19 protein-coding genes are annotated in these 18,844 nt (G+C 63.8%); 17 read left to right on the top strand and 2 right to left on the bottom strand.

Translation table 11 applies throughout. The features are described from left to right. Positions 1–173 precede the first annotated feature (173 nt). From J9314_RS05095 to J9314_RS05125, 7 genes are all read left to right on the top strand, one after another. Entirely contained in the window at positions 174–803 is a 630-nt protein-coding gene (locus J9314_RS05095) for a DUF2975 domain-containing protein (RefSeq protein ID WP_210604832.1), read from the top strand. Beyond that, positions 803–1,036, top strand: coding sequence for a helix-turn-helix domain-containing protein (locus J9314_RS05100; RefSeq protein ID WP_210604833.1), 234 nt, complete (start codon positions 803–805; stop codon positions 1,034–1,036). The genes J9314_RS05095 and J9314_RS05100 overlap by 1 nt, the downstream gene beginning before the upstream one ends. 319 nt (positions 1,037–1,355) lie before the next feature. Then, complete coding sequence (locus J9314_RS05105) at positions 1,356–2,681, top strand: aspartate kinase (protein WP_181274643.1); 1,326 nt, start codon at positions 1,356–1,358, stop codon at positions 2,679–2,681. Then, the gene (locus tag J9314_RS05110) at positions 2,678–3,730 is read left to right on the top strand and encodes an aspartate-semialdehyde dehydrogenase (protein ID WP_210604834.1); all 1,053 of its coding nucleotides are present in this window, start codon (positions 2,678–2,680) and stop codon (positions 3,728–3,730) included. Before J9314_RS05105 ends, J9314_RS05110 begins: the two co-directional genes overlap by 4 nt. A 338-nt stretch (positions 3,731–4,068) precedes the next feature. Then, the gene (locus J9314_RS05115) at positions 4,069–5,166 is read left to right on the top strand and encodes a metal ABC transporter solute-binding protein, Zn/Mn family (protein WP_210604835.1); all 1,098 of its coding nucleotides are present in this window, start codon (positions 4,069–4,071) and stop codon (positions 5,164–5,166) included. A gap of 2 nt (positions 5,167–5,168) precedes the next feature. Beyond that, on the top strand, positions 5,169–6,035 hold the full coding sequence (locus tag J9314_RS05120; protein WP_210604836.1) for a metal ABC transporter ATP-binding protein: 867 nt from the start codon (positions 5,169–5,171) through the stop codon (positions 6,033–6,035). Beyond that, positions 6,032–6,943 carry a metal ABC transporter permease gene (locus tag J9314_RS05125; RefSeq protein ID WP_210604837.1) on the top strand — a complete coding sequence of 304 codons (912 nt, stop codon included), beginning with the start codon at positions 6,032–6,034 and terminating at the stop codon, positions 6,941–6,943. The genes J9314_RS05120 and J9314_RS05125 overlap by 4 nt, the downstream gene beginning before the upstream one ends. Positions 6,944–7,014: 71 nt before the next feature. Here J9314_RS05125 and J9314_RS05130 read toward each other — a convergent pair whose 3' ends face one another. Next, complete coding sequence (locus J9314_RS05130; RefSeq protein ID WP_210604304.1) at positions 7,015–8,082, bottom strand: IS110 family RNA-guided transposase; 1,068 nt, start codon at positions 8,080–8,082, stop codon at positions 7,015–7,017. Positions 8,083–8,413: 331 nt separating this feature from the next. Between J9314_RS05130 and J9314_RS05135 the strand changes: the two genes are divergently transcribed. The 8 genes from J9314_RS05135 (at position 8,414) to J9314_RS05170 (ending at position 16,216) form a co-directional block, all read left to right on the top strand. Continuing rightward, positions 8,414–9,346 (top strand): metallophosphoesterase, encoded by a 933-nt coding sequence (locus J9314_RS05135; protein ID WP_210604838.1) that lies wholly within the window; start codon positions 8,414–8,416, stop codon positions 9,344–9,346. A 55-nt stretch (positions 9,347–9,401) separates the two neighbouring features. Beyond that, entirely contained in the window at positions 9,402–11,750 is a 2,349-nt protein-coding gene (locus J9314_RS05140; RefSeq protein WP_210604839.1) for a transglycosylase domain-containing protein, read from the top strand. A gap of 482 nt (positions 11,751–12,232) precedes the next feature. Next, on the top strand, positions 12,233–13,006 hold the full coding sequence (locus J9314_RS05145) for a hypothetical protein (RefSeq protein WP_210604840.1): 774 nt from the start codon (positions 12,233–12,235) through the stop codon (positions 13,004–13,006). Between the two features lie 257 nt (positions 13,007–13,263). Then, positions 13,264–13,635: a hypothetical protein gene (locus J9314_RS05150; RefSeq protein ID WP_210604841.1), complete on the top strand. Its 372-nt coding sequence runs from the start codon at positions 13,264–13,266 to the stop codon at positions 13,633–13,635. A 138-nt stretch (positions 13,636–13,773) separates the two neighbouring features. Next, entirely contained in the window at positions 13,774–13,929 is a 156-nt protein-coding gene (gene sp36, locus J9314_RS05155; RefSeq protein WP_009883339.1) for a Sp36 family protein, read from the top strand. An 82-nt stretch (positions 13,930–14,011) separates the two neighbouring features. Next, a complete protein-coding gene (locus J9314_RS05160) occupies positions 14,012–14,485 on the top strand; it encodes a RidA family protein (RefSeq protein ID WP_210604842.1) in 474 nt (157 codons plus the stop codon). Next, positions 14,475–15,452, top strand: a complete 978-nt coding sequence (locus tag J9314_RS05165; RefSeq protein WP_210604843.1) for an NUDIX hydrolase — start codon at positions 14,475–14,477, stop codon at positions 15,450–15,452. The genes J9314_RS05160 and J9314_RS05165 overlap by 11 nt, the downstream gene beginning before the upstream one ends. Then, positions 15,449–16,216: an MBL fold metallo-hydrolase gene (locus J9314_RS05170; protein WP_210604844.1), complete on the top strand. Its 768-nt coding sequence runs from the start codon at positions 15,449–15,451 to the stop codon at positions 16,214–16,216. Before J9314_RS05165 ends, J9314_RS05170 begins: the two co-directional genes overlap by 4 nt. A gap of 138 nt (positions 16,217–16,354) precedes the next feature. Here J9314_RS05170 and J9314_RS05175 read toward each other — a convergent pair whose 3' ends face one another. After that, on the bottom strand, positions 16,355–17,032 hold the full coding sequence (locus J9314_RS05175) for a Crp/Fnr family transcriptional regulator (RefSeq protein WP_181274653.1): 678 nt from the start codon (positions 17,030–17,032) through the stop codon (positions 16,355–16,357). 233 nt (positions 17,033–17,265) lie between these two features. Here J9314_RS05175 and nth point away from each other — a divergent pair, with 233 nt between their 5' ends. Then, the gene (gene nth / locus J9314_RS05180; RefSeq protein ID WP_425514175.1) at positions 17,266–18,075 is read left to right on the top strand and encodes an endonuclease III; all 810 of its coding nucleotides are present in this window, start codon (positions 17,266–17,268) and stop codon (positions 18,073–18,075) included. After that, positions 18,072–18,803: an NUDIX hydrolase gene (locus tag J9314_RS05185; protein WP_210604845.1), complete on the top strand. Its 732-nt coding sequence runs from the start codon at positions 18,072–18,074 to the stop codon at positions 18,801–18,803. Before nth ends, J9314_RS05185 begins: the two co-directional genes overlap by 4 nt. Positions 18,804–18,844 lie beyond the last annotated feature (41 nt).

The raw sequence follows: 18,844 nt of genomic DNA on the forward strand, positions 1-18,844 counted from the left end.
CGCCCAGTCGGCTTGTCCTGAACTGAACCGCGGTCATTCGAACCCTTGACACCATATCGATAATCGTGAAATATATTGTTTATCGATATATCGAGAAACGATAAGCGTTCGACAATGGCGGGGCGAGGACCGGGTGCTCGGTCGATCGCCCGTCGAGGCGGAAAGGCACTGTCATGTCACCGACGTCCGAACAGAAGCCGCACGATGATCCACAGAAGCGCAAGGCCTTCGGCACCGGTTACGAACTCTGGATCGGTCTGGCGGTGGGGCTCTACGTCGTCTACGCCGTCACCGATCTCATCACCGGACTCGTCCATTCCGAGGTCTCGCTGTCGGTGGACTTCGAGGATGACGTGGTGTCCGCGCTCGACGTCCCGAACGGCACCGCCTCGTTGCGCGGGCTCACCGAGATCTCCGTGGCGACCGGCGATGTCTCCGCGGGGGCAGTGGTCTTCGTGATCATCGCGAAGATCGCTCTCATCCTCACCGTTCTCGGCGCTGCGATCTCCCTTGTGCCGGTCATCCGCGACATCGCCGCAGGCACCCCTTTCACGTCCCGGGCGTCCCGCGCCTTCAGCGTGCTCACCTGGATCGTGGTGATCGGATGGATCATCTACTTCATCACCATGATGCTCGGCAGCAACTGGATCGCCGCCGATATCGGCATCGGTGACGGAGTCGGACCGGGCATCACCGTGATGCAGTCGTGGCTGGTTCTCGGAATCCTCGGCGGGGCCGAGCTGCTGCGCCGCTGCTTCCGTTCGGGCCGGAAGGCCCAAGAAGAACTCGAAGGGCTTGTGTGATGGTCGAAGAGTTCGACTCATCACGCGTCATCTGCCACCTCGACTCGGTGCTCACACAGAGGGATCTCAGCCTCACCGAATTGTCCAAGCGTGTCGGCGTCTCCCTGGCGAACCTCTCCGTGCTCAAGAACAACAGGGCGAAGGCCGTGCGCTACTCCACCCTCATCGCTTTGTGCGAGGTCCTCGACTGCCAGCCCGGAGACCTCTTCACGGTCGAACGCCGACCGAGGTGAGCGGTCGAGGTCTCGGCGGCTCGCAGGGCCTGCAATATAACGATTTCTGAGCAGGGGCTGAACGGCCTGTGACGAACCCGCGTCTCGCCCATCAGGACAGCGAACGGAGGGGTCGCCGATGGCCAGCATCCGGCCCGGTCAGAGGCTGTCTGAATGGCGGTCGAAGGTGAACCGAAATGACCTACCTCATACAATGGTCGAGGTGCCGGGAGCCCGACACGGCTGAAATCCTGATCGATGGAGCACGAGACCTCCATGTTTGGAACCATGGAATCGATCGCCTGGCACGGAACTTATCAGCGATAAGGAAGATACTTCAGTGAGCATAGTCGTCCAGAAGTTCGGTGGGTCCTCGGTAGCCGATGCGGAATCGGTCAAGCGGGTGGCCAAACGAATTGTCGAGTACCGTCAAGCCGGCCACGAGGTAGTCGTCGTGGTGTCGGCCATGGGAGACAGTACCGACGATCTCATCGACTTGGCCCAACAGGTTTCTCCCATGCCCCCCGCACGCGAACTCGACATGCTGCTGACCGCCGGTGAGCGCATCTCGATGGCGGTCCTGGCCATGGCGATCGCCAACCTCGGCTTCGAAGCCCAGTCATTCACCGGTTCGCAGGCCGGCGTCATCACCGATGAGCAGTTCGGCAAGGCCCGCATCATCGACGTCACCCCCGGCCGCATCCGCTCCTCCCTCGACGAGGGATACGTCGCCATCGTCGCCGGATTCCAGGGAGTCAGCCAGACCGCGAAGAACATCACCACACTCGGCCGCGGCGGCTCCGACACCACGGCCGTGGCGCTGGCTGCCTCCCTCGATGCCGATGTGTGTGAGATCTACACCGATGTCGACGGCGTCTTCACCGCCGATCCGCGCATCGTGCCCACGGCACGCAAGATCGATGAGATCGGGTATGAGGAGATGATGGAGATGGCCGCCTCGGGCGCCAAGGTCCTCATGCTCCGCTGCGTCGAATACGCCCGCCGCTACAACGTGCCCGTGCATGTGCGGTCCTCATTCTCTCGCAACCAAGGAACCTGGGTGACCGATTCACCCATCCCAGAAGCCTTCCGACAGGGACGGGGACCATCGACCCCGGAAGCGGAATCAGAAACGGAGTCCACCATGGAACAGGCAATCATCTCCGGCGTCGCCCATGACCGGTCGGAGGCCAAGGTCACGATCGTCGGCGTTCCCGATGTCCCGGGCAAGGCGGCCGAGATCTTCAAGACCCTGGCCAAGCAAGAGGCGAACATCGACATGATCGTCCAGAACATCTCCACCCGTGAGCCGGGCAAGACGGACATCTCCTTCACCCTGCCCATGGACGACGGAGCCAAGGCGCTCGAAGCCCTCGACGCGGTCAAGGCCGAGATCGGCTTCGACCAGGTCCGCTACGACGACCAGATCGGAAAGCTCTCCGTCGTCGGCGCCGGTATGCGCTCCCACCCGGGCGTGACCGCGACCCTGTTCGAGGCGCTCAGCGACGCCCAGGTCAACATCGACATGATCTCCACCTCGGAGATCCGCATCAGCGTCGTCACCCGAGCAGACCTGCTCGACGACGCCGTCCGGGCCGCGCACGCCGCCTACGGACTCGACAGCGAAGACAACGAAGCAGTGGTGTACGGAGGTACCGGACGATGAGTGTGAATATCGGAGTAGTCGGAGCGACCGGCCAGGTTGGCGGTGTCATGCTCGACCTCCTGGCCGACGAACCCGGGTTCGAGATCGGGACCCTGCGCCTGTTCGCCTCGGCCCGTTCGGCCGGGAAGACCGTTGTCTTCAAGGGCCAGTCCATCACCGTCGAAGACACCGCCGAGGCGGATCCGTCCGGACTCGACATCGCCCTGTTCTCCGCCGGCGGAGCGACCTCGCGTGCCCAGGCAGAGCGTTTCGCCGCCGCCGGGGTCATCGTCGTCGACAACTCCTCGGCTTGGCGCTCGGACCCAGAGGTTCCGCTCGTCGTCAGCGAGGTCAACCCCGAGGCTCTCGACGCGGTGTCCAAGGGCATCATCGCGAACCCCAACTGCACGACCATGGCCGCCATGCCCGTGCTCAAGGCCCTCCACGCCGAGGCGGGTCTGTCCCGCCTCATCGTCGCCACCTACCAGGCGGTGTCCGGTTCGGGCCTGTCCGGAGTCGAGGAACTCGCCAGCCAGCTCGAGGCCGGCATCCCCGATGCCCGGAAGCTCACCACCGACGGAACCGCTGTGAACCTGCCGGCACCGGAGAACTACGTCGAACCGATCGCGTTCAACGTTCTGCCGATGGCCGGATCGGTCGTCGACGATGGTCAGAACGAGACCGACGAAGAGAAGAAGCTGCGCAACGAGAGCCGGAAGATCCTCGGCCTGCCCGAGCTCCTGGTCGCCGGCACCTGCGTGCGCGTGCCCGTCTTCACCGGCCACAGCCTGAGCATCCACGCCGAGTTCGACTCGGAGATCAGCCCCGAGAAGGCCACCGAGGTGCTGTCCGCTGCTCCCGGAGTCGTCCTCGACGAGGTTCCGACCCCGCTCAAGGCGGCAGGGAAGAACCCCAGCTTCGTGGGACGCATCCGCGCGGACCAGTCGGCACCGGCCGGCAAGGGACTCGTCCTCTTCGTATCCAACGACAACCTGCGCAAGGGTGCGGCGCTGAACACCGTGCAGATCGCCGGCCTGCTGGCCGCGAAGCTCGAGGCACAGGCCGCCTGATCGCAGCCGCCTCGGCGAGGTGATCGTCGCGATCGGCCCCCGAAAGGCTGGGGGCAGCGCGGCAGCTGAGACCATGAACCGCCCGGGAGGATTCTCCCGGGCGGTTCGTCGTCTTGCGGGAGCATCGCTTGGCCGCTCGGGTAACGCGAAACTCGAAAGACGCGTCGCCAGCGACGTGCTTTTCGAGTTTTGCGCTACCTGAGGGCCGGAGGGGCGGCGAGCGCGCCGCAACACATAAAAGCGTTGCTATATATAAATATTTATATTAGTGGCGAGCCGCTGATCTGAGTATCGTCGTCGATGTTGACCACGTTGAACTCAGTTTTGAAAGGCCCACCATGACATCTTCCCGCATCGCTCTCACCACCGGAGCCATCGCCGCCTCGACGGCCTTGGTCCTCAGCGGTTGCGGAGGAGGATCTGCCGCTTCCGGCTCTGACTCCGGTTCGGGGGACCTGAAGGTCGTCACCTCGACGAACGTCTACGCCGACATCGTCTCCCAGGTTGCCGGCGACTTCGCGGAAGTGACCCCGATCATCGATGACCCGAACCAGGACCCGCACTCCTACGAGGCGACCACCCAGGACCGTCTCAAGCTGTCGAAAGCCGACCTCGTCGTCGAGAACGGCGGCGGCTACGACGCCTTCATGACCACGATGCTCGAAGCCTCGGATGCTGATGTGGAGACGATCGATGCTGTCTCGATCTCCGGTCTTCCCGGTTCTGAAGGCCTCGGCAACGAACCTCACGACCACAGTCACGAACACGGTGATGATGAGGAAGAGGCCCACGGTGGCGGCCACACCCACGAAGAGGGTGACGAGCACGAGCACTCCGACGAGGGCGATGAGCACTCCGAGGAAGAGCACGAAGGACATGACCACGAGGGCCACGATCACGGCGAGTTCAACGAACATGTCTGGTACTCGGTGCCGACGATGACGAAGCTCGTCGACGAAGTGGCCGACCACCTCGGCGAGGCTCTGCCGGAGCACAAGGACGACTTCGCGGCGAATGCGAAGGACTACAAGGGCGAACTCGGGGGGCTGCAGGACGATATCGATGCGGTGAAGAAGGAGCACGGCGGCGAGAAGGCCGCAGCGACCGAACCTGTGCCGCTGTGGCTGTTTGACGATATGGGTCTGGAGAACATCACCTCTGATGAGTTCCTCGAGGCCGTCGAAGAAGGCAATGATGTGCCGCCTCTGGTGCTCAAGGCCGCGAAGAAGCAGATCTCCGATGGGGAAGCCGTGGTTCTTGGTTACAATACTCAGGCGGCAGGTCCGCAGGCGGAAGAGCTGAAGTCCACGGCTGAGGACTCCGATGTTCCGGTCGTCGACCTCGCCGAGACCATGCCGGAAGGTGAGCACTACACTGACTGGATCGGCGGCTACGTCTCCGACATCTCGACTGCTCTCGAAGGACACAAACACTGACAATGGCAAAAGAATCCGACGCTTCCGCACCGACGTCACTCCGGGAGCCGGTGATTCGCCTGCGCGGGGCCGAACTGCGGTTCGGTCCCCGCGTGCTCTGGCATGATCTCGACCTCGACGTCGCGCCGGGGGAGTTCGTGGCGGTCCTCGGCCCCAACGGCACCGGCAAGACCTCTCTGCTGAAGGTATTACTCGGGCAGAACACGCTGTCCGCCGGCACTGCTGAGGTCGGCGGCAGGCAGGTGCATTCGGGCAACCCGGCTATCGGCTACATTCCCCAGCAGCGCGGAATCGACCCGCACACCCCGATGCGCGGGCGCGACCTCGTGCGGATGGGCATCGACGGTCACAAATGGGGGATGGGCCTGCTCTCGCGAGGCCGGAAGAAGAAGGTCGACGAGCTGCTCGCCGCTGTCGGTGCCACCGACTACGCCGATGCGCCCGCGGGCACCGTCTCCGGCGGTGAGCTGCAGCGACTGCGAGTGGCCCAGTCCCTGGCCAACGATCCCTCCGTGCTCCTGTGCGACGAACCGCTGCTCTCGCTCGATATGCATCACCAGAAGGTCGTCGCGGCACTGCTCAACGAGCAGCGGGTCGAACGTGACACCGCGGTTGTCTTCGTCACCCACGAGATCAACCCGATCCTGCCCTACGTCGACCGGATCCTCTACATCGTCGGCGGACACTTCCTCGTCGGCACCCCCGCCGAGGTGATGACCACCGAGTCGCTGTCCCGCCTCTACGGCTCCCCGGTCGAGGTCGTGCAGGTCGGCGGACGCCTCGTCGTCGTCGGCGGCGAAGAGGAGTGCGTGGACCACCATCACATGCCCGACGAGGAATTCGACCTGGATGCGGCGGTGAACCGATGAGCATCACAGAGATCTTCGGCAACCTCTTCACCTTCGAAGACTACGGCGAACTCGTCGGTCTGCTGGCCAATTCCCTCATCGCTGCGGCACTGCTCGGCGTCGTCGGGGGCCTCATCAGCGTCTTCGTCATGGCCCGCGACATTCCCTTCGCCGTCCACGGAGTCTCCGAACTCTCCTTCGCGGGAGCCGCCTTCGCCCTGCTCATCGGCTTCGACGTCGTCGCCGGATCGATCGTCGGATCGATCGTGGCGGCACTGATCATCGGAGTCGGCGGAGCCAAGGCCTCAGAGAAGAACGCCATCATCGGTGTGCTCATGCCGTTCGGTCTGGGGTTGGCGATCCTCTTCCTCGCCCTCTATGACGGGCGTGCAGCCAACAAGTTCGGGCTGCTGACCGGACAGATCGTCGCGATCACCCCGAGCCAGATCCTCACCCTGATCATCTGTGCCCTCGCGGTTCTGGTGGTGCTTGTGATCGTGTGGCGCCCGCTGCTGTTCTCCAGCCTCGATCCCGAGGTGGCCCGGGCCAAGGGAGTGCCGGTCTCGTTGCTGACGATCGTCTTCATGCTCACCCTCGGACTGGCGGTGGCGCTGAGCGTGCAGGTCGTCGGCGTCCTCCTCGTCCTCGCCCTGCTCATCACCCCGGCGGCCGCGGCCACGCAGCTCTCTGCCTCCCCAGTGTGGGTGCCGGTGCTCAGTGTGATCTTCGCGGTGACAGCCTCGGTGGGCGGCATCCTCATCGCCCTGGGTTCTCCCGTGGTGCCGATCAGCCCGTTCGTCACGACGATCTCGTTCCTCATCTACGTCGTCTGCCGCCTCGTCGGGGGACGCCGGATGAAGTCCCTGCACCGACGCCGCGCCGCCCGTGCGGCCAAAGACCACAACACACCCCAGCCCGCCACCCCTTAATTGCTACCTGACGGCGGCGCAGCAACGTGGCGCCAGGTTGCTGGGCCGCCGTCGGGATCCTTCTATGCTTGTCAAGCGGCCTGCCCAACCACGTTCGTCGCCTCGAGAAGCCGATACACTCTCCGAGCCACAAACCGCTTGATACACCGGATAGCTTCCTTCTTCGACAGCCCTTCCCTGAGCCGTTTGGCCATGTACGCTCGAGTCTCCTCATCGAAGGACAACTTAGTGATGGCCACCATGTACAACGCGGAGTTCAACCGGCGATCCCCACTGCGGTTGAGCCGGAACCTCACCACATTGCCCGACGACGCTGGAATCGGACTCACCCCCGCCAGCTTCGCGAACGCAGCCTCGGAACGCACCCGCCCCGGATGCGACCACGCCAGATAGAACACGGCGGCAGTGATCGGCCCGATCCCCGGCTGAGCCAGCAACACAGCAGCCGGACTGTCCTTGACCAGAGCCAGAATCCGTGTGGCGTAATCCTTGATGTCCGCATCGAGTTCGATGACACGTTTGGCCAACCGGATCGCTTCCCGACGTGCCTCCAAACGTGCCACAGGCTCGTTCCTGACCCGCCACTTCGACACCGTTCGGATCTTGGCGACTGACAGTTTCCTTCGCGCATCGAGACCGAGATCGTTCGCCCGTAACAATGCGGTCAGCGCGTTGATGGTGCGGGTCTTCTCCCGCGTCATGGACTCGCGGGCACCCACCAGGATCCGCAGTCCCTGGCGCGGCCCATCGGCCTGCCTGGGCACACGCAGTTGTGACTGCTCCAAGGGCAGAACGGTGGCCGCGATTCTGCGGGCATCGATCTGGTCATCCTTGCCCGTGCTGTGACGGTCGCGAACATTCATGCTCGCTGCTTCGGCGACTGTGTATCCAGCCTCAGCGACGTTCTCGGCCAGGACTGCTCCGTAGGTGCCGATACCCTCGATCACCCACAAGGTGTCCAAGTGCCCGCCGGTGCGACGACCGACCCAGGCCAACGCTCGTGCCAGTCCAGCATTCGTCGTTGGGAATTCGCGGGTATCGATGTGCTCGCCGGTGTTGGTGAGCACGGCGTAGACGTGGTTCTTCGCATGCGTGTCGACGCCGACGACAAACGCATATAAATGCGAGATGATAGTCATGACGGTTCGTGATTCTCCCGTGTTAGAGCGGATGATGTCCGACCGTCGAACGGTCGGCTCCGGTCCGGGAGATAGTCACGTCGGAACACTACTGTGATGAGTCACGTTCGGTCAGGAACGGACAACCTTCTGATCAAGTTACCGATGTGGGCCGAGCCGGGGCCGGCCGCCCACCGATCACCAGACAGATCCTGACGATGACATCGTCTGAGTCAGTAGCAATTAGAGTCATGATGATCGATGGGACGGTCGGTTCCTACTCTGCCAGCCAGTCCCAGACCAGCCACTATCAATCCTCACAGTAGCAAGGGGAGGGGATAGAGTTGGGGAAATGAAGAAACGCGCTCTCCTCGCCGGTGCTCTCGCCGTTCCCGCGGCCGCCGGCATCTGGGGTGCGGTCATCGAACCGCATCTCTTCGCGATCCGTCGCCATACCCTCCCGATCCTGCCTGCTGGTGCGCAGAGCATCCGCGTCCTCCACGTCGCCGACCTGCACCTGGCACCGTGGCAGAAGCACCGCGCCTCCTGGGTCAAGGCGCTCACCCGGCTCGAGCCCGACCTCGTCGTCAATACCGGCGACAACCTCTCTGCCGACATCGTGCCCGACGTCCTCGACGTCTTCTCCGGCCTCCTCGATGTCCCCGGCGTCTTCGTCCTCGGGTCGAACGACTTCTTCTCTCCGCAGGCGAAGAATCCGGCGAAGTATCTGCGTTCCCCCTCGGAGGTCAAGCACCGTGTCGACCCCGACCTCGACGTCAAGGCCCTTGTTCGCGGGTTCGAAGGCGAATCCGCGACGGGCGGGGCAGGTTGGCATTTCCTCGACAACGCCGAGGCGGCCCTGACGATCAAGGGCACCCGCATCGATTTCTCCGGGCTCGGTGATGCCCACATCGACCGTGACCGCATCCGGTGGAGTGGGGAAGCGGCGGGAGACGGCGTGCTCGAGCATCCGCGCTTCGACCCGGAGGCCGGTCTCAAGGTGGGCGTGACGCATGCCCCGTATTCGCGGACTTTGGAGGCGTTCGCCTCGGCGGGGACGGATCTCATCATGGCCGGGCACACGCACGGCGGACAGATCCGGGTGCCCTTCTGGGGAGCGCCGGTGACGAACTGCGATCTGGATCGGACACGCGCGAGAGGCGTCTTTTCCTATCGTGGCAGCCTCGTCGAGATCTCCGCCGGCCTCGGCTTCTCACCGTACTCACCTGTGCGTTTCGCCTGCCGACCGGAAGTCAGCGTCCTCGAACTCGTCGCCCGGGTCTGACTCGTTCAGCGGTTTCTGAAGATTTGCACAAGGCGAATTCGCTAAACTTGTTTTCATGGTGTCTCCTGAGTCAAACCCCACTCCGACCAAGATGGGCGCGTTCATGCAGTTCGTCGCCGTCAGCGCGGTGGCGGGCATCGTCGCCGCCGGTCTTGCCATCCCCGGAGTCGGCGTAGCCACAGCCAGCGCGAACAGCGCGGTCGAGATCTTCGATTCGCTTCCCGCCACCTTGGAGATCAAGGATCTCGGCGAGAAGTCGACGATGCTCGCCTCCGATGGGTCCAAGCTCGCGGACTTTTACTGGCAGAACCGCCAAGAGGTGCCGCTGGACGAAATCTCGGACAACATGCAGAATGCGACGATCGCCGTCGAGGACTATCGGTACTTCGAACACGGCGGCGTCGATATCGAGGGCATCGCCCGTGCAGCGGTGCACAATATGGTGTCCTCGACGACGCAGGGCGGATCGACACTGACCCAGCAGTACGTGAAGAACGTGCTCGCCGAGAACGCCCACGCCGAGGAGAACGAAGAAGGCGTCGCAGCGGCGAAGGAGTCCGAAGGCACCGCCGGCTACGCGCGTAAGCTGCGTGAGGCCAAGCTCGCTGTTGCGGTTGAGAAGAAGTATGACAAGAAAGAAATCCTCAACCGCTACATGAACATCAACAACTACTCGGGATCTCCGAACGTCTACGGCGTCGAAGCCGCCGCCTACCGGTACTGGGGCATCCACGCGAAGGATCTCAACATCCAGCAGTCGGCGATGCTCGCCGGAATCGTGCAGAACCCTTCCGCGTTCAACCCGCAGCGGTTCCCCGACCAGGTACTCAAACGCCGCAATACTGTGCTCGGGCAGATGCTCAAGTACAAGCACATCACGCAGAAGGAATACGACAAGGCGGTCAAGACCGACCTCGACCTCGATCTGCATGAGACGCCGAACGGCTGCTCGGCGGCCAAGAGCAAGTCAGAGTTCTTCTGCAACTACGTCCAGAACGTCATCATGAATGATGACACCTTCGGCGACACAGTCGATAAGCGACTCGCCTTCCTCCAGCGTGGCGGCCTGACGATCAAGACCAGCCTCAATCCCGATATCCAGAAGATCGCGGACAAAGAGGTTAAGAAGCGTGTGCCCGTCGGTGACCCCTCCGGTGCCGGTCACGCGCTGGTGACGATCGAACCCGGCACCGGTGAGGTCATCGCCATGGCCGAGAACCGTGAGTACACCGCCGGAGAGGTCAAGAAGAAGGACAAGAACAAGAAGACCTCGATCAACTACACCGTCGACAAGAAGCACAACGGCGGTGGCGGATTCCAGGTCGGTTCGACATGGAAGCCCTTCGTGCTGGCCACATGGCTGAAGGAAGGCAAGAGCCTCAACACCACAGTCAACGCCACGAAGCGCAACTTCCCAGCGAGCTCTTGGAAGTACAGCGGCTGCCCGAACATGGGCGGCGACTGGGATCCGAACAACGCCGGCGACGGCGAGGGAAAAGGCTCGATGACCGCGCTCGAAGCGACGAAGAAGTCCGTCAACACGGGCTACGCCGCTATGGGCAATCAGCTCAACATGTGCGACATCATGGACACTGCGATGGATCTGGGCATCCGCTACGGCAGCGGCGAGACCCTCGACTACAAGAACAAGCAGGGCTTCATCCAGGCCCTGTCGCCCTCATCCATCCTCGGTACGACCGAGACCACCCCGATCGCCATGGCCGCGGCATTCGCGACCTTCGCGAACGAAGGAGAGTTCTGCGGCCCCAAGCCGATCACCGAGATCAAGGACCGCAACGGGAAAAAGGTCGATGTTCCGGGCGAAGGCTGCAAACGAGTCCTCGACAAGGACGTGGCCAAGGGCGTCGCGTATGCGCTGACGCAGACCTTCAACGGTGGTACGACCACCGGTCTCGGAATCGGCGTGCCTGCCGGTGCGAAGACCGGTACGACGAACTTCGACGTCGGCCACACCTGGCTGCTCGGGTTCACGAAGACCCTGGCAACTGCGGTCTGGACCGGTGACCCCAGCGGAACCCGCGACTGGCGTACCAACGGCGCCGGTGCCGTGCGCGGACACGTCTACGGTGCCACGATCTCCGGTAAGACCTGGCAGGCCTACATGAGCCAGGCGGTCAAGGAGACCAAGGGCAATACCGGCTTCCCCAAGCCCAGCGGCAAGTACTTCCAGGGCGGCGGCTCCGGAGGCGGCGGCGGATCGTCGACCAACGGCCGCAGCGGCGGCGGTGGTGGCGGTACCGGCGGTGGCGGTGGCACCGGTGGCGGCGGCTCGTCGAACGGCGGCTCGTCGAATGGCGGCGGTGGCGGCGGCAACGGCGGAGGAGATGGCGGCGACGGCGGCGGAGACGGCGGCGACGAGGCACCAGGTCTCGGCGGCAACTGATCATACAAGCGGGGTCGTTAACTGATAGATGCGTCTATCAGATAACGACCCCGCTTGGTAGGTCCCACCCTTCGCTACGCAACTTGAGGAGCCTTCCAGTTCTCGACGCATCGGATTTGAGAGCAGCGACTATAGCCCACGGAAGTCGCAACAGGATCTGGTGCCCGTGCCCGTTACTGGGCGACCAGCGTTGAAGATGGGCGACATCAAACGGCCTACGTCCAATTTCTCTCCTATTTGACCGACACGAGCACAGATTGTCGTTCCGGGGAGTCTTCAGAGTCGCGCACTGGTGAACCGACGATGATTCGTAGTCACTGCCGGTCAGGAAGCTTATATATTGCTCATGTAGTCTGGAAGCTCCGGAGATCTAAAGTCATAAGATCTGACCTCCCCGCACTGAGGAAATCCCCTACGTGAAATTGTCGTACTCGTCATCGCGGCCCAGCAGATCGCCTCGCCGCGCAGCAACCTTCGGAACAATGCTGAGCAGCATTGCAATCGGACTGATCGCTCTCTCCGGCTGTTCCGTACTCGGCGGTTCCGAAAATGCCTCTCCCATCAGTGACAACAACGGCGTAGACGAGAGCAAACAGTCTCCAACGACGAACACTTCTGAACAGTTCCAGCAGGCGGCTCACGATGAGGACCCGGATACTTACTGCTCGCTTGACGAAGTCAACGAGGGCGGCTGGCGAGACGTGGATGACGGACAGATGGCTTTCGCGTATCTACCGGTGTTCGTAGGATCGACCGATGAGATCAAGAGCGAGCTAGACAACGAGACATCAAATTACACCTACATTCCCTATTCGACGGACAAGATCCTTCTCACGTCCACCCCGCTCGGATCTGGGGCCGTCGCGAACGACGAGATCACCGATGTGTCCGTCAAACAGGTCATCATCGGTCTCCGCGATGGTTTGGAAGTGAAGAAGTGCGGGCCCGAGACTACGCTGAAGCTCACGCCTGTCGGAAGCAAGAAGATCAAGTATCTCAGTGATGACACCTGGTACACGAAATACTGGACGATATGGGAATTGTCTGGTGACGACTTCAACCCCCTGCCGAAAGACCGGAACACTGCCGGGTTCTCAGCCGACATCACGATGGGGGATCAGACTGTGCACACGATGATGAGCAACAACTTGACCAAGTTGCCTGGTGTTTTCGCCACACCGGGGAGCGCGACACGGACTCCTGACCCAGGCATGGCGCTGGTGCGCTACTACTACGAACACCATGTATGGAAATGAGTTTCTTGCACCATTGTCCGCTCCGGAGAGGACTCTCCGGCCCTCACCAATACTTCATAGCGCGACAGGCATACCTCGCACCTATCACAATCTGTTTCGGCCGATCCGGAGCCGTATTGTGAGAGGCTGCTTTGGTAGGTGTCTTTCTCCGGCGGCAACCGATACAACCAAGTCGTGCCTGGCGATACGCCGGTAGACTCGCTACATGGGTTCGGCGGGCAGACGGTCAGCAGTCGAGGTCAGGCAAGGTGATTGGCATGCGTGAGAGAACACCTGCTGAATCGCGCAACAGACTGTGGCCGGAAGGCGCGGAGTGGATCTACTCGGTTCTGTGCTTGCTCGGTGCTGTGGCTTCGATCGGACCGACGATCTTCGTGATTGCCGGATTTTCGGAATGGCTCAATCGTATGGAGTGCCCCGACGGACCGGTCGGTTCAGGATGCTACGAGAATGATCTGGCCTTCAGTCTCATCATCTTCGCGTTCGTATGTCTGCCCTTCTTCGCCGCCGCATTCGTGTGGGTGATCCTGCACCGGAGGACGCGGTTCTACTGGTGGTGGTTCGGCGTGCTGTGCGCCGGCCCCGTCGGGACCGTCGCCTGGTTCACGGCCGCCTCCTTCATCGACTGACCGACGGCGTTCAGCGAGCTATCAAGAGCGCCGCCGCCGTGTCTCCCCACTTGACGCAACGGCCTCACTGAAAAAGGTCTTCTCGGATAGTGTTGGGATTGGCACCTGCCAATGTTGAAGTGACAACCGAGGAGAATCATGACCAAGTGGGAATACGTCACCGTGCCGCTCATCGTCCATGCGACGAAGCAGATCCTCGATCAGTGGGGCGAGGACGGTTACGAACTCGTCCAAGTCGTCCCCGGTCCGGACAACAACGGCCTCGTCGCCTACCTCAAGCGCCCGAAGGAATAAGCGAAACCCCGGCGCCGAGGTAGCTGCCAGCCCTCCCGGGTCCGCCGTCATCGTTCACACCACCAACGTCGAAAGAGCAACCATGTCGAAAACCCTTGACCGCCTCGCCGAACTCGGCCTCGAACTGCCAGAGATCGCCGCACCAGCCGGTGCCTACGTTCCCGCACTGCGCACCGGTGACTACGTCTACACCTCCGGCCAGCTGCCCGTCGTCGACGGCAAACTGCCGGCCACCGGCCACATCGGCTCCGACGTCGATCTCGACACCGGCTACCAGCTGGCCCGCACCGCCGGCCTCAACGCCCTGGCCGCGATCGCCGGCGTCATCGGCGACCTGGATCAGATCGTGCGCGTCGTCAAGGTCACCGGCTTCGTCAACTCCGCCGATGACTTCACCCAGCAGCCGGCCGTGATCAACGGCGTCTCCGAACTCTACGGCGAGATCTTCGGCGACCGCGGTCAGCACGCCCGCAGCGCCGTCGGCGTGAACACCCTGCCCCTGGGCACCCCGGTCGAGGTCGAGGTCGTCGTCGAGGTCGCAGGCGATGCCGCTTAGCGGACGCACCCTTCCCGTCTCGTCGGAACTGCGCTGGCTGCTCGACCAGTGGCAGTCCGACGGACGGTGGCCCGTCCCTGAGGCCCCACGCCCCACCTCGGCGATCGTGCTGATCAGGGACGCTGTCGACGGTCTTGAAGTCTTCATCACCCGACAGCTCGACGCCCGCGGCGTCGAGGACCGCAACCGGTGGGCATTTCCCACCACCAGCCTGCGCCCGGGTGATGTGCGCAAACTGCCGCTGGCCGGGTGGAACTCCGCCCGCTGCGCACGGGCACTGAGCATCGAGAACAAATCCCGCGCACTCCACCACTTCTCCGCAGCCGCACGCATCGCCTTCGCCGCCACCGGCGTTCTGCTCGCCGAAGACGTCGACCGTGAGATCGTCGCCGCCCCGCAGACAGATTGGCGAGGCACCCGATCCCGGCTGTTCACCAACGAAGTCTCCTGGTCGCAGATCCTGCGTGACCGTGACCTGCGCCTGCGCCCCGACCTGTGCAAACCGTGGCTGCGCTGGATCAACACGCCCACCCAGCTGCACCGCTTCGACACCACCTTCTTCATCGCGACCGTACCCTTCGGACAGGAGGTCGACTTCCTGTCACCGAACGAGACCTCCGGCGGGTGGAAACGCCCCGGTCAGATCCTTGCCGAGGCCGGAGGCGACCCCAACAGCATCGGTGCCAGCGCCCGTCTCATCGTCGAAAGCCTCGCCGAGGTCGCCACCGTCGGAGCAGCCATGGCACAGGTGCGCAACGTCCATCCGCTGCGCCCCGAGGTCATCAGCGTCGACGGCGAGTGGAAGGTCGTCATCCAAGCCGGCAAGGACCCGCACGGGAAGGGATCGCTGCGCGACCGGGCGATTGCCGTCGGTGAGAACGACAACGACCAGAACCCCGGCTTCCTGACCTTCAGCGGCGATGACGACGAAGACGACCGAACAGACGAGGAGAGTGAGGACTCATGAGAATCCGCGCGAACAACCCCGGCCCGATGACCCTGACCGGAACCAACACGTACGTGCTCACCAGCCAGGACGACACCTCGGCGGTCGTCATCGATCCCGGCCCGGAGATGGCCGATCATCGTGAGGCCTTCCTCGCCGAGGTGGCCGACCGGGATCTGCGCGCGATCTTGCTCACCCATCAGCACGCCGACCATTCGGAGATGCTCGGCAGCATCGACCAGTGGGCCCCCGAGGTGCCCGTCTATGCCGTGCTCGAGCGCTTCGCCCGGCACACCGATCCCGTGGCCGACGGGGACGAGGTCGCTTTCGGCGACTCCCCGGCCGACGTCCTGCGCGTCGTGGCCACCCCCGGCCACACCAGCGACAGCATCAGCCTCATCCACGCCGGAGCCCTCTACAGCGGCGACACGATCCTGGGGGAGGGGACGACGATCGTCACCCACCCCGAAGGGTCGCTGCGCGACTACCTCGACTCCCTCGGCCGCCTCAGGACACTGCTCGACGAGGGCGAGTTCGCGATCATCGAACCCGCCCACGGCCCGCGCATCGATGACCCCGCCGAGGTGATCGACTACTACCGCTCCCACCGCCTGGAACGCATCGAACAGGTCAAAGCCGCCCTGACACAGGGTGCGACGACCGCCGCCGAGGTGTGCGACATCGTCTACCACGACGTCGATGCGAGCGTGCGACCGGCCGCCGAGCAGATCGTCAAGGCCCAGCTGGCCTACCTCGACGCCCTTCCCGCCGCCGACGACGTCTGAGAGACCGACGACGCCTGAAACACCTTCGTCCGAGTGGCGGCCAGGACTCCACCGCCACTTTCGCCCCGGACATGACGAACGCCCCAGCCGATCGGCTGGGGCGTTCGTCACGCGTGCGGCGTCGGGGCCGCGGGAGGATCAGCGGGCGCGGTTGCGCATCCGGTCCATGTCGAGGATGACGACCGAGCGGGCCTCGAGGCGGATGAAGCCGCGGGCGGCGAAGTCAGCCAGAGCCTTGTTCACGGTCTCACGGGAGGCGCCGACGAGCTGCGCGAGCTCTTCCTGGGTCAGGTCGTGGGCGACGAGGACACCGTCCGGGGCCGGCTTCGAGAACCGGGCGGCCAGGTCGAGCAGCGCCTTGGCGACACGTCCGGGCACATCGGAGAACACGAGGTCGCCGACGGTCTCATTCGTCCGACGCAGACGCTGCGCGAGAGCTTTGAGGAGGTTCATCGCGGCCTGCGGGCGCTCATGGAGCCAGGTGGTGAGGTCCTCGTGCTTGAGGCTGAGCAGCTCGGACTGAGAGACAGCGGTGACCGAGGTCGAACGTGGGCCCGGATCGAAGAGGCTGAGCTCACCGATGATCTCGCCGGGGCCGACCACGGAAAGCAGGTTCTCGCGACCGTCGGAGGACTCCCGGCCGATCTTGAGCTTGCCGCTGGAGACGATGTAGAGCTCATCGCCGGCATCGCCTTCATGGAAGAGCACGGTTCCCCGACGGAGACTCCGCGGGTTCATGAACTTCATCAATGCACTGGTGGCTTCATCGTCCAGACCTGCGAAGAGCGTCGCGCCCCGCACCACTTCAATATCCACTGGTTCCTCCTTGTCGTGATAATCACACATAAATCTACCTGGTCAACAGCATCGATACCAGCAAAGACGCGGGAGTGTGGCCCATGAGTATGAAAACCCGCCCTGCCCGCGACCCTCACATCACCGCCGAGCCGACGTCACAGCCCGCGCCACTCTACTCCTCCGGGCACCTGACCACCTGATGTGAGCGGCCTCACTGCGGATTGTGGAGGCACGGATTAGGATGGTGAGTCGTGTTGACGGTGGCAGAGAAGAGCGCGCGGAAGTTCGCGAAGGAGACCCCGCTGGGGCGGACGCGACGGGCCCGGAAGATCCATCGCATCCTCGCTGAGGTGTATCCGAACGCGAAATGCGAACTCGACTTCGACACCCCGTTCCAGCTGCTCATCGCCACCGTCCTGTCCGCGCAGACCACCGACATCCGCGTCAACGCCGTCACCCCGGGCCTCTTCGCCGCCTTCCCCGATGCGCATTCCCTGGCCGTGGCCAACCTCATCGAGGTCGAGGAGCTCATCCGCTCCACAGGCTTCTACCGCGCGAAGGCCCGCAACATCGTCAAGCTCGCGAACGAACTCGTCGATGACTACGACGGAGTCGTGCCGGACCGGATGGACAAGCTCGTCAAGCTCGCCGGTGTCGGTCGCAAAACCGCGAATGTCGTCCTCGGCAACGCCTTCGACACCCCTGGTCTGACCGTCGACACGCACATGGGCAGGCTGGCCCGCCGGTTCGGATGGACGGAGGAGACCGACCCGGTCAAGGCCGAACACGACATCGCCGCCCTGTTCCCGAAGAAGGACCTCACCCTGCTCTCGCATCGGGTGATCTTCCACGGCCGCCGCATCTGCCACTCCCGCAGGCCAGCCTGCGGAGCCTGCCCGCTGACGGATCTGTGCCCGTCCTTCGGGATCGGGGAACTCGACCCGGACAACGCCCGCGCCATGCTCAGATTCGAAATGGCCCCATTGGCCACCCCCGCCGAGGCGGTCGCCGCCGACACGACGGCCGTGACCACCGCTGACGCTCCCGAGGCCGAGAAGTGAGCACCGGGATCCCCGACCTGCCACCCGAGTCCGCGACGATCGCGGACGGAGCGCTGAGGGGCCAGCTCGAGGAGCTCGCGACCTCACACGGTTCGCCGCTGTGGCTGCGGCGGCAGAAGGACTCGGCGGAGGACCAGGCGCGGGACGCCGCGGTGCTCATGCTCTTCGGGCGTGGGGGAGCGCCGCGAACCGATGCCGGACGGGCCGAGGCCAGTCGCCTGTCGGACCTCGGCGTCGCCGACGTCGACATCGTCCTCCTCCAACGCGCGGCGACGCTGCGGCACCACCCCGGCCAGGTCGCCTTCCCCGGCGGCGGACGCGACCCTGAGGACGCATCGATGTCCGCGGCGGCGCTGCGTGAGGCCGAAGAGGAGGCCGGAATCCACCCGGACACCGTCGAAGTGCTCGGGGAGATGGACCCGCTCTATATTCCGGTCTCGAAGTTCGAGGTCACCCCGGTGATCGGCTACTGGAGGACACCCGGAGCGGTGCAGGTGATGGACCACCGCGAGTCCTATTCCGTCTACCGTGTGGCCATCGCCGACCTCGTCGCCCCGGCCAACCGCGGCACCTTCGCCCGCCCGGATCTGGGGCTCACGACCCCGGCCTTCGACGTCGGTGTGCTCAAGGTGTGGGGCTTCACCGCCGGCATCCTCGACTTCGCCCTCGACCACCTCGGCTGGGCGGGGGGCTGGGACAAGCAGGCTCCCATCGCCATCGACTTCTGAGCGGACAGGCGACTGAGCGGGCACGCTTCTGCCAGTACACG

Origin of the sequence: Brevibacterium oceani, from assembly GCF_017948325.1 — a bacterium.
GTDB lineage: Bacteria > Actinomycetota > Actinomycetes > Actinomycetales > Brevibacteriaceae > Brevibacterium > Brevibacterium oceani.

Coding starts and splice junctions, on each gene's coding strand:
- J9314_RS05150 (WP_210604841.1), top strand. CDS start 13,264: ATGCGTGAGAGAACACCTGCTGAATCGCGCAACAGACTGTGGCCGGAA.
- sp36 (WP_009883339.1), top strand. CDS start 13,774: ATGACCAAGTGGGAATACGTCACCGTGCCGCTCATCGTCCATGCGACG.
- J9314_RS05145 (WP_210604840.1), top strand. CDS start 12,233: ATGCTGAGCAGCATTGCAATCGGACTGATCGCTCTCTCCGGCTGTTCC.
- J9314_RS05165 (WP_210604843.1), top strand. CDS start 14,475: ATGCCGCTTAGCGGACGCACCCTTCCCGTCTCGTCGGAACTGCGCTGG.
- J9314_RS05130 (WP_210604304.1), bottom strand. CDS start 8,082: ATGACTATCATCTCGCATTTATATGCGTTTGTCGTCGGCGTCGACACG.
- J9314_RS05160 (WP_210604842.1), top strand. CDS start 14,012: ATGTCGAAAACCCTTGACCGCCTCGCCGAACTCGGCCTCGAACTGCCA.
- J9314_RS05140 (WP_210604839.1), top strand. CDS start 9,402: ATGGTGTCTCCTGAGTCAAACCCCACTCCGACCAAGATGGGCGCGTTC.
- J9314_RS05100 (WP_210604833.1), top strand. CDS start 803: ATGGTCGAAGAGTTCGACTCATCACGCGTCATCTGCCACCTCGACTCG.
- J9314_RS05095 (WP_210604832.1), top strand. CDS start 174: ATGTCACCGACGTCCGAACAGAAGCCGCACGATGATCCACAGAAGCGC.
- J9314_RS05110 (WP_210604834.1), top strand. CDS start 2,678: ATGAGTGTGAATATCGGAGTAGTCGGAGCGACCGGCCAGGTTGGCGGT.
- J9314_RS05120 (WP_210604836.1), top strand. CDS start 5,169: ATGGCAAAAGAATCCGACGCTTCCGCACCGACGTCACTCCGGGAGCCG.
- J9314_RS05115 (WP_210604835.1), top strand. CDS start 4,069: ATGACATCTTCCCGCATCGCTCTCACCACCGGAGCCATCGCCGCCTCG.
- J9314_RS05125 (WP_210604837.1), top strand. CDS start 6,032: ATGAGCATCACAGAGATCTTCGGCAACCTCTTCACCTTCGAAGACTAC.
- J9314_RS05170 (WP_210604844.1), top strand. CDS start 15,449: ATGAGAATCCGCGCGAACAACCCCGGCCCGATGACCCTGACCGGAACC.
- J9314_RS05135 (WP_210604838.1), top strand. CDS start 8,414: ATGAAGAAACGCGCTCTCCTCGCCGGTGCTCTCGCCGTTCCCGCGGCC.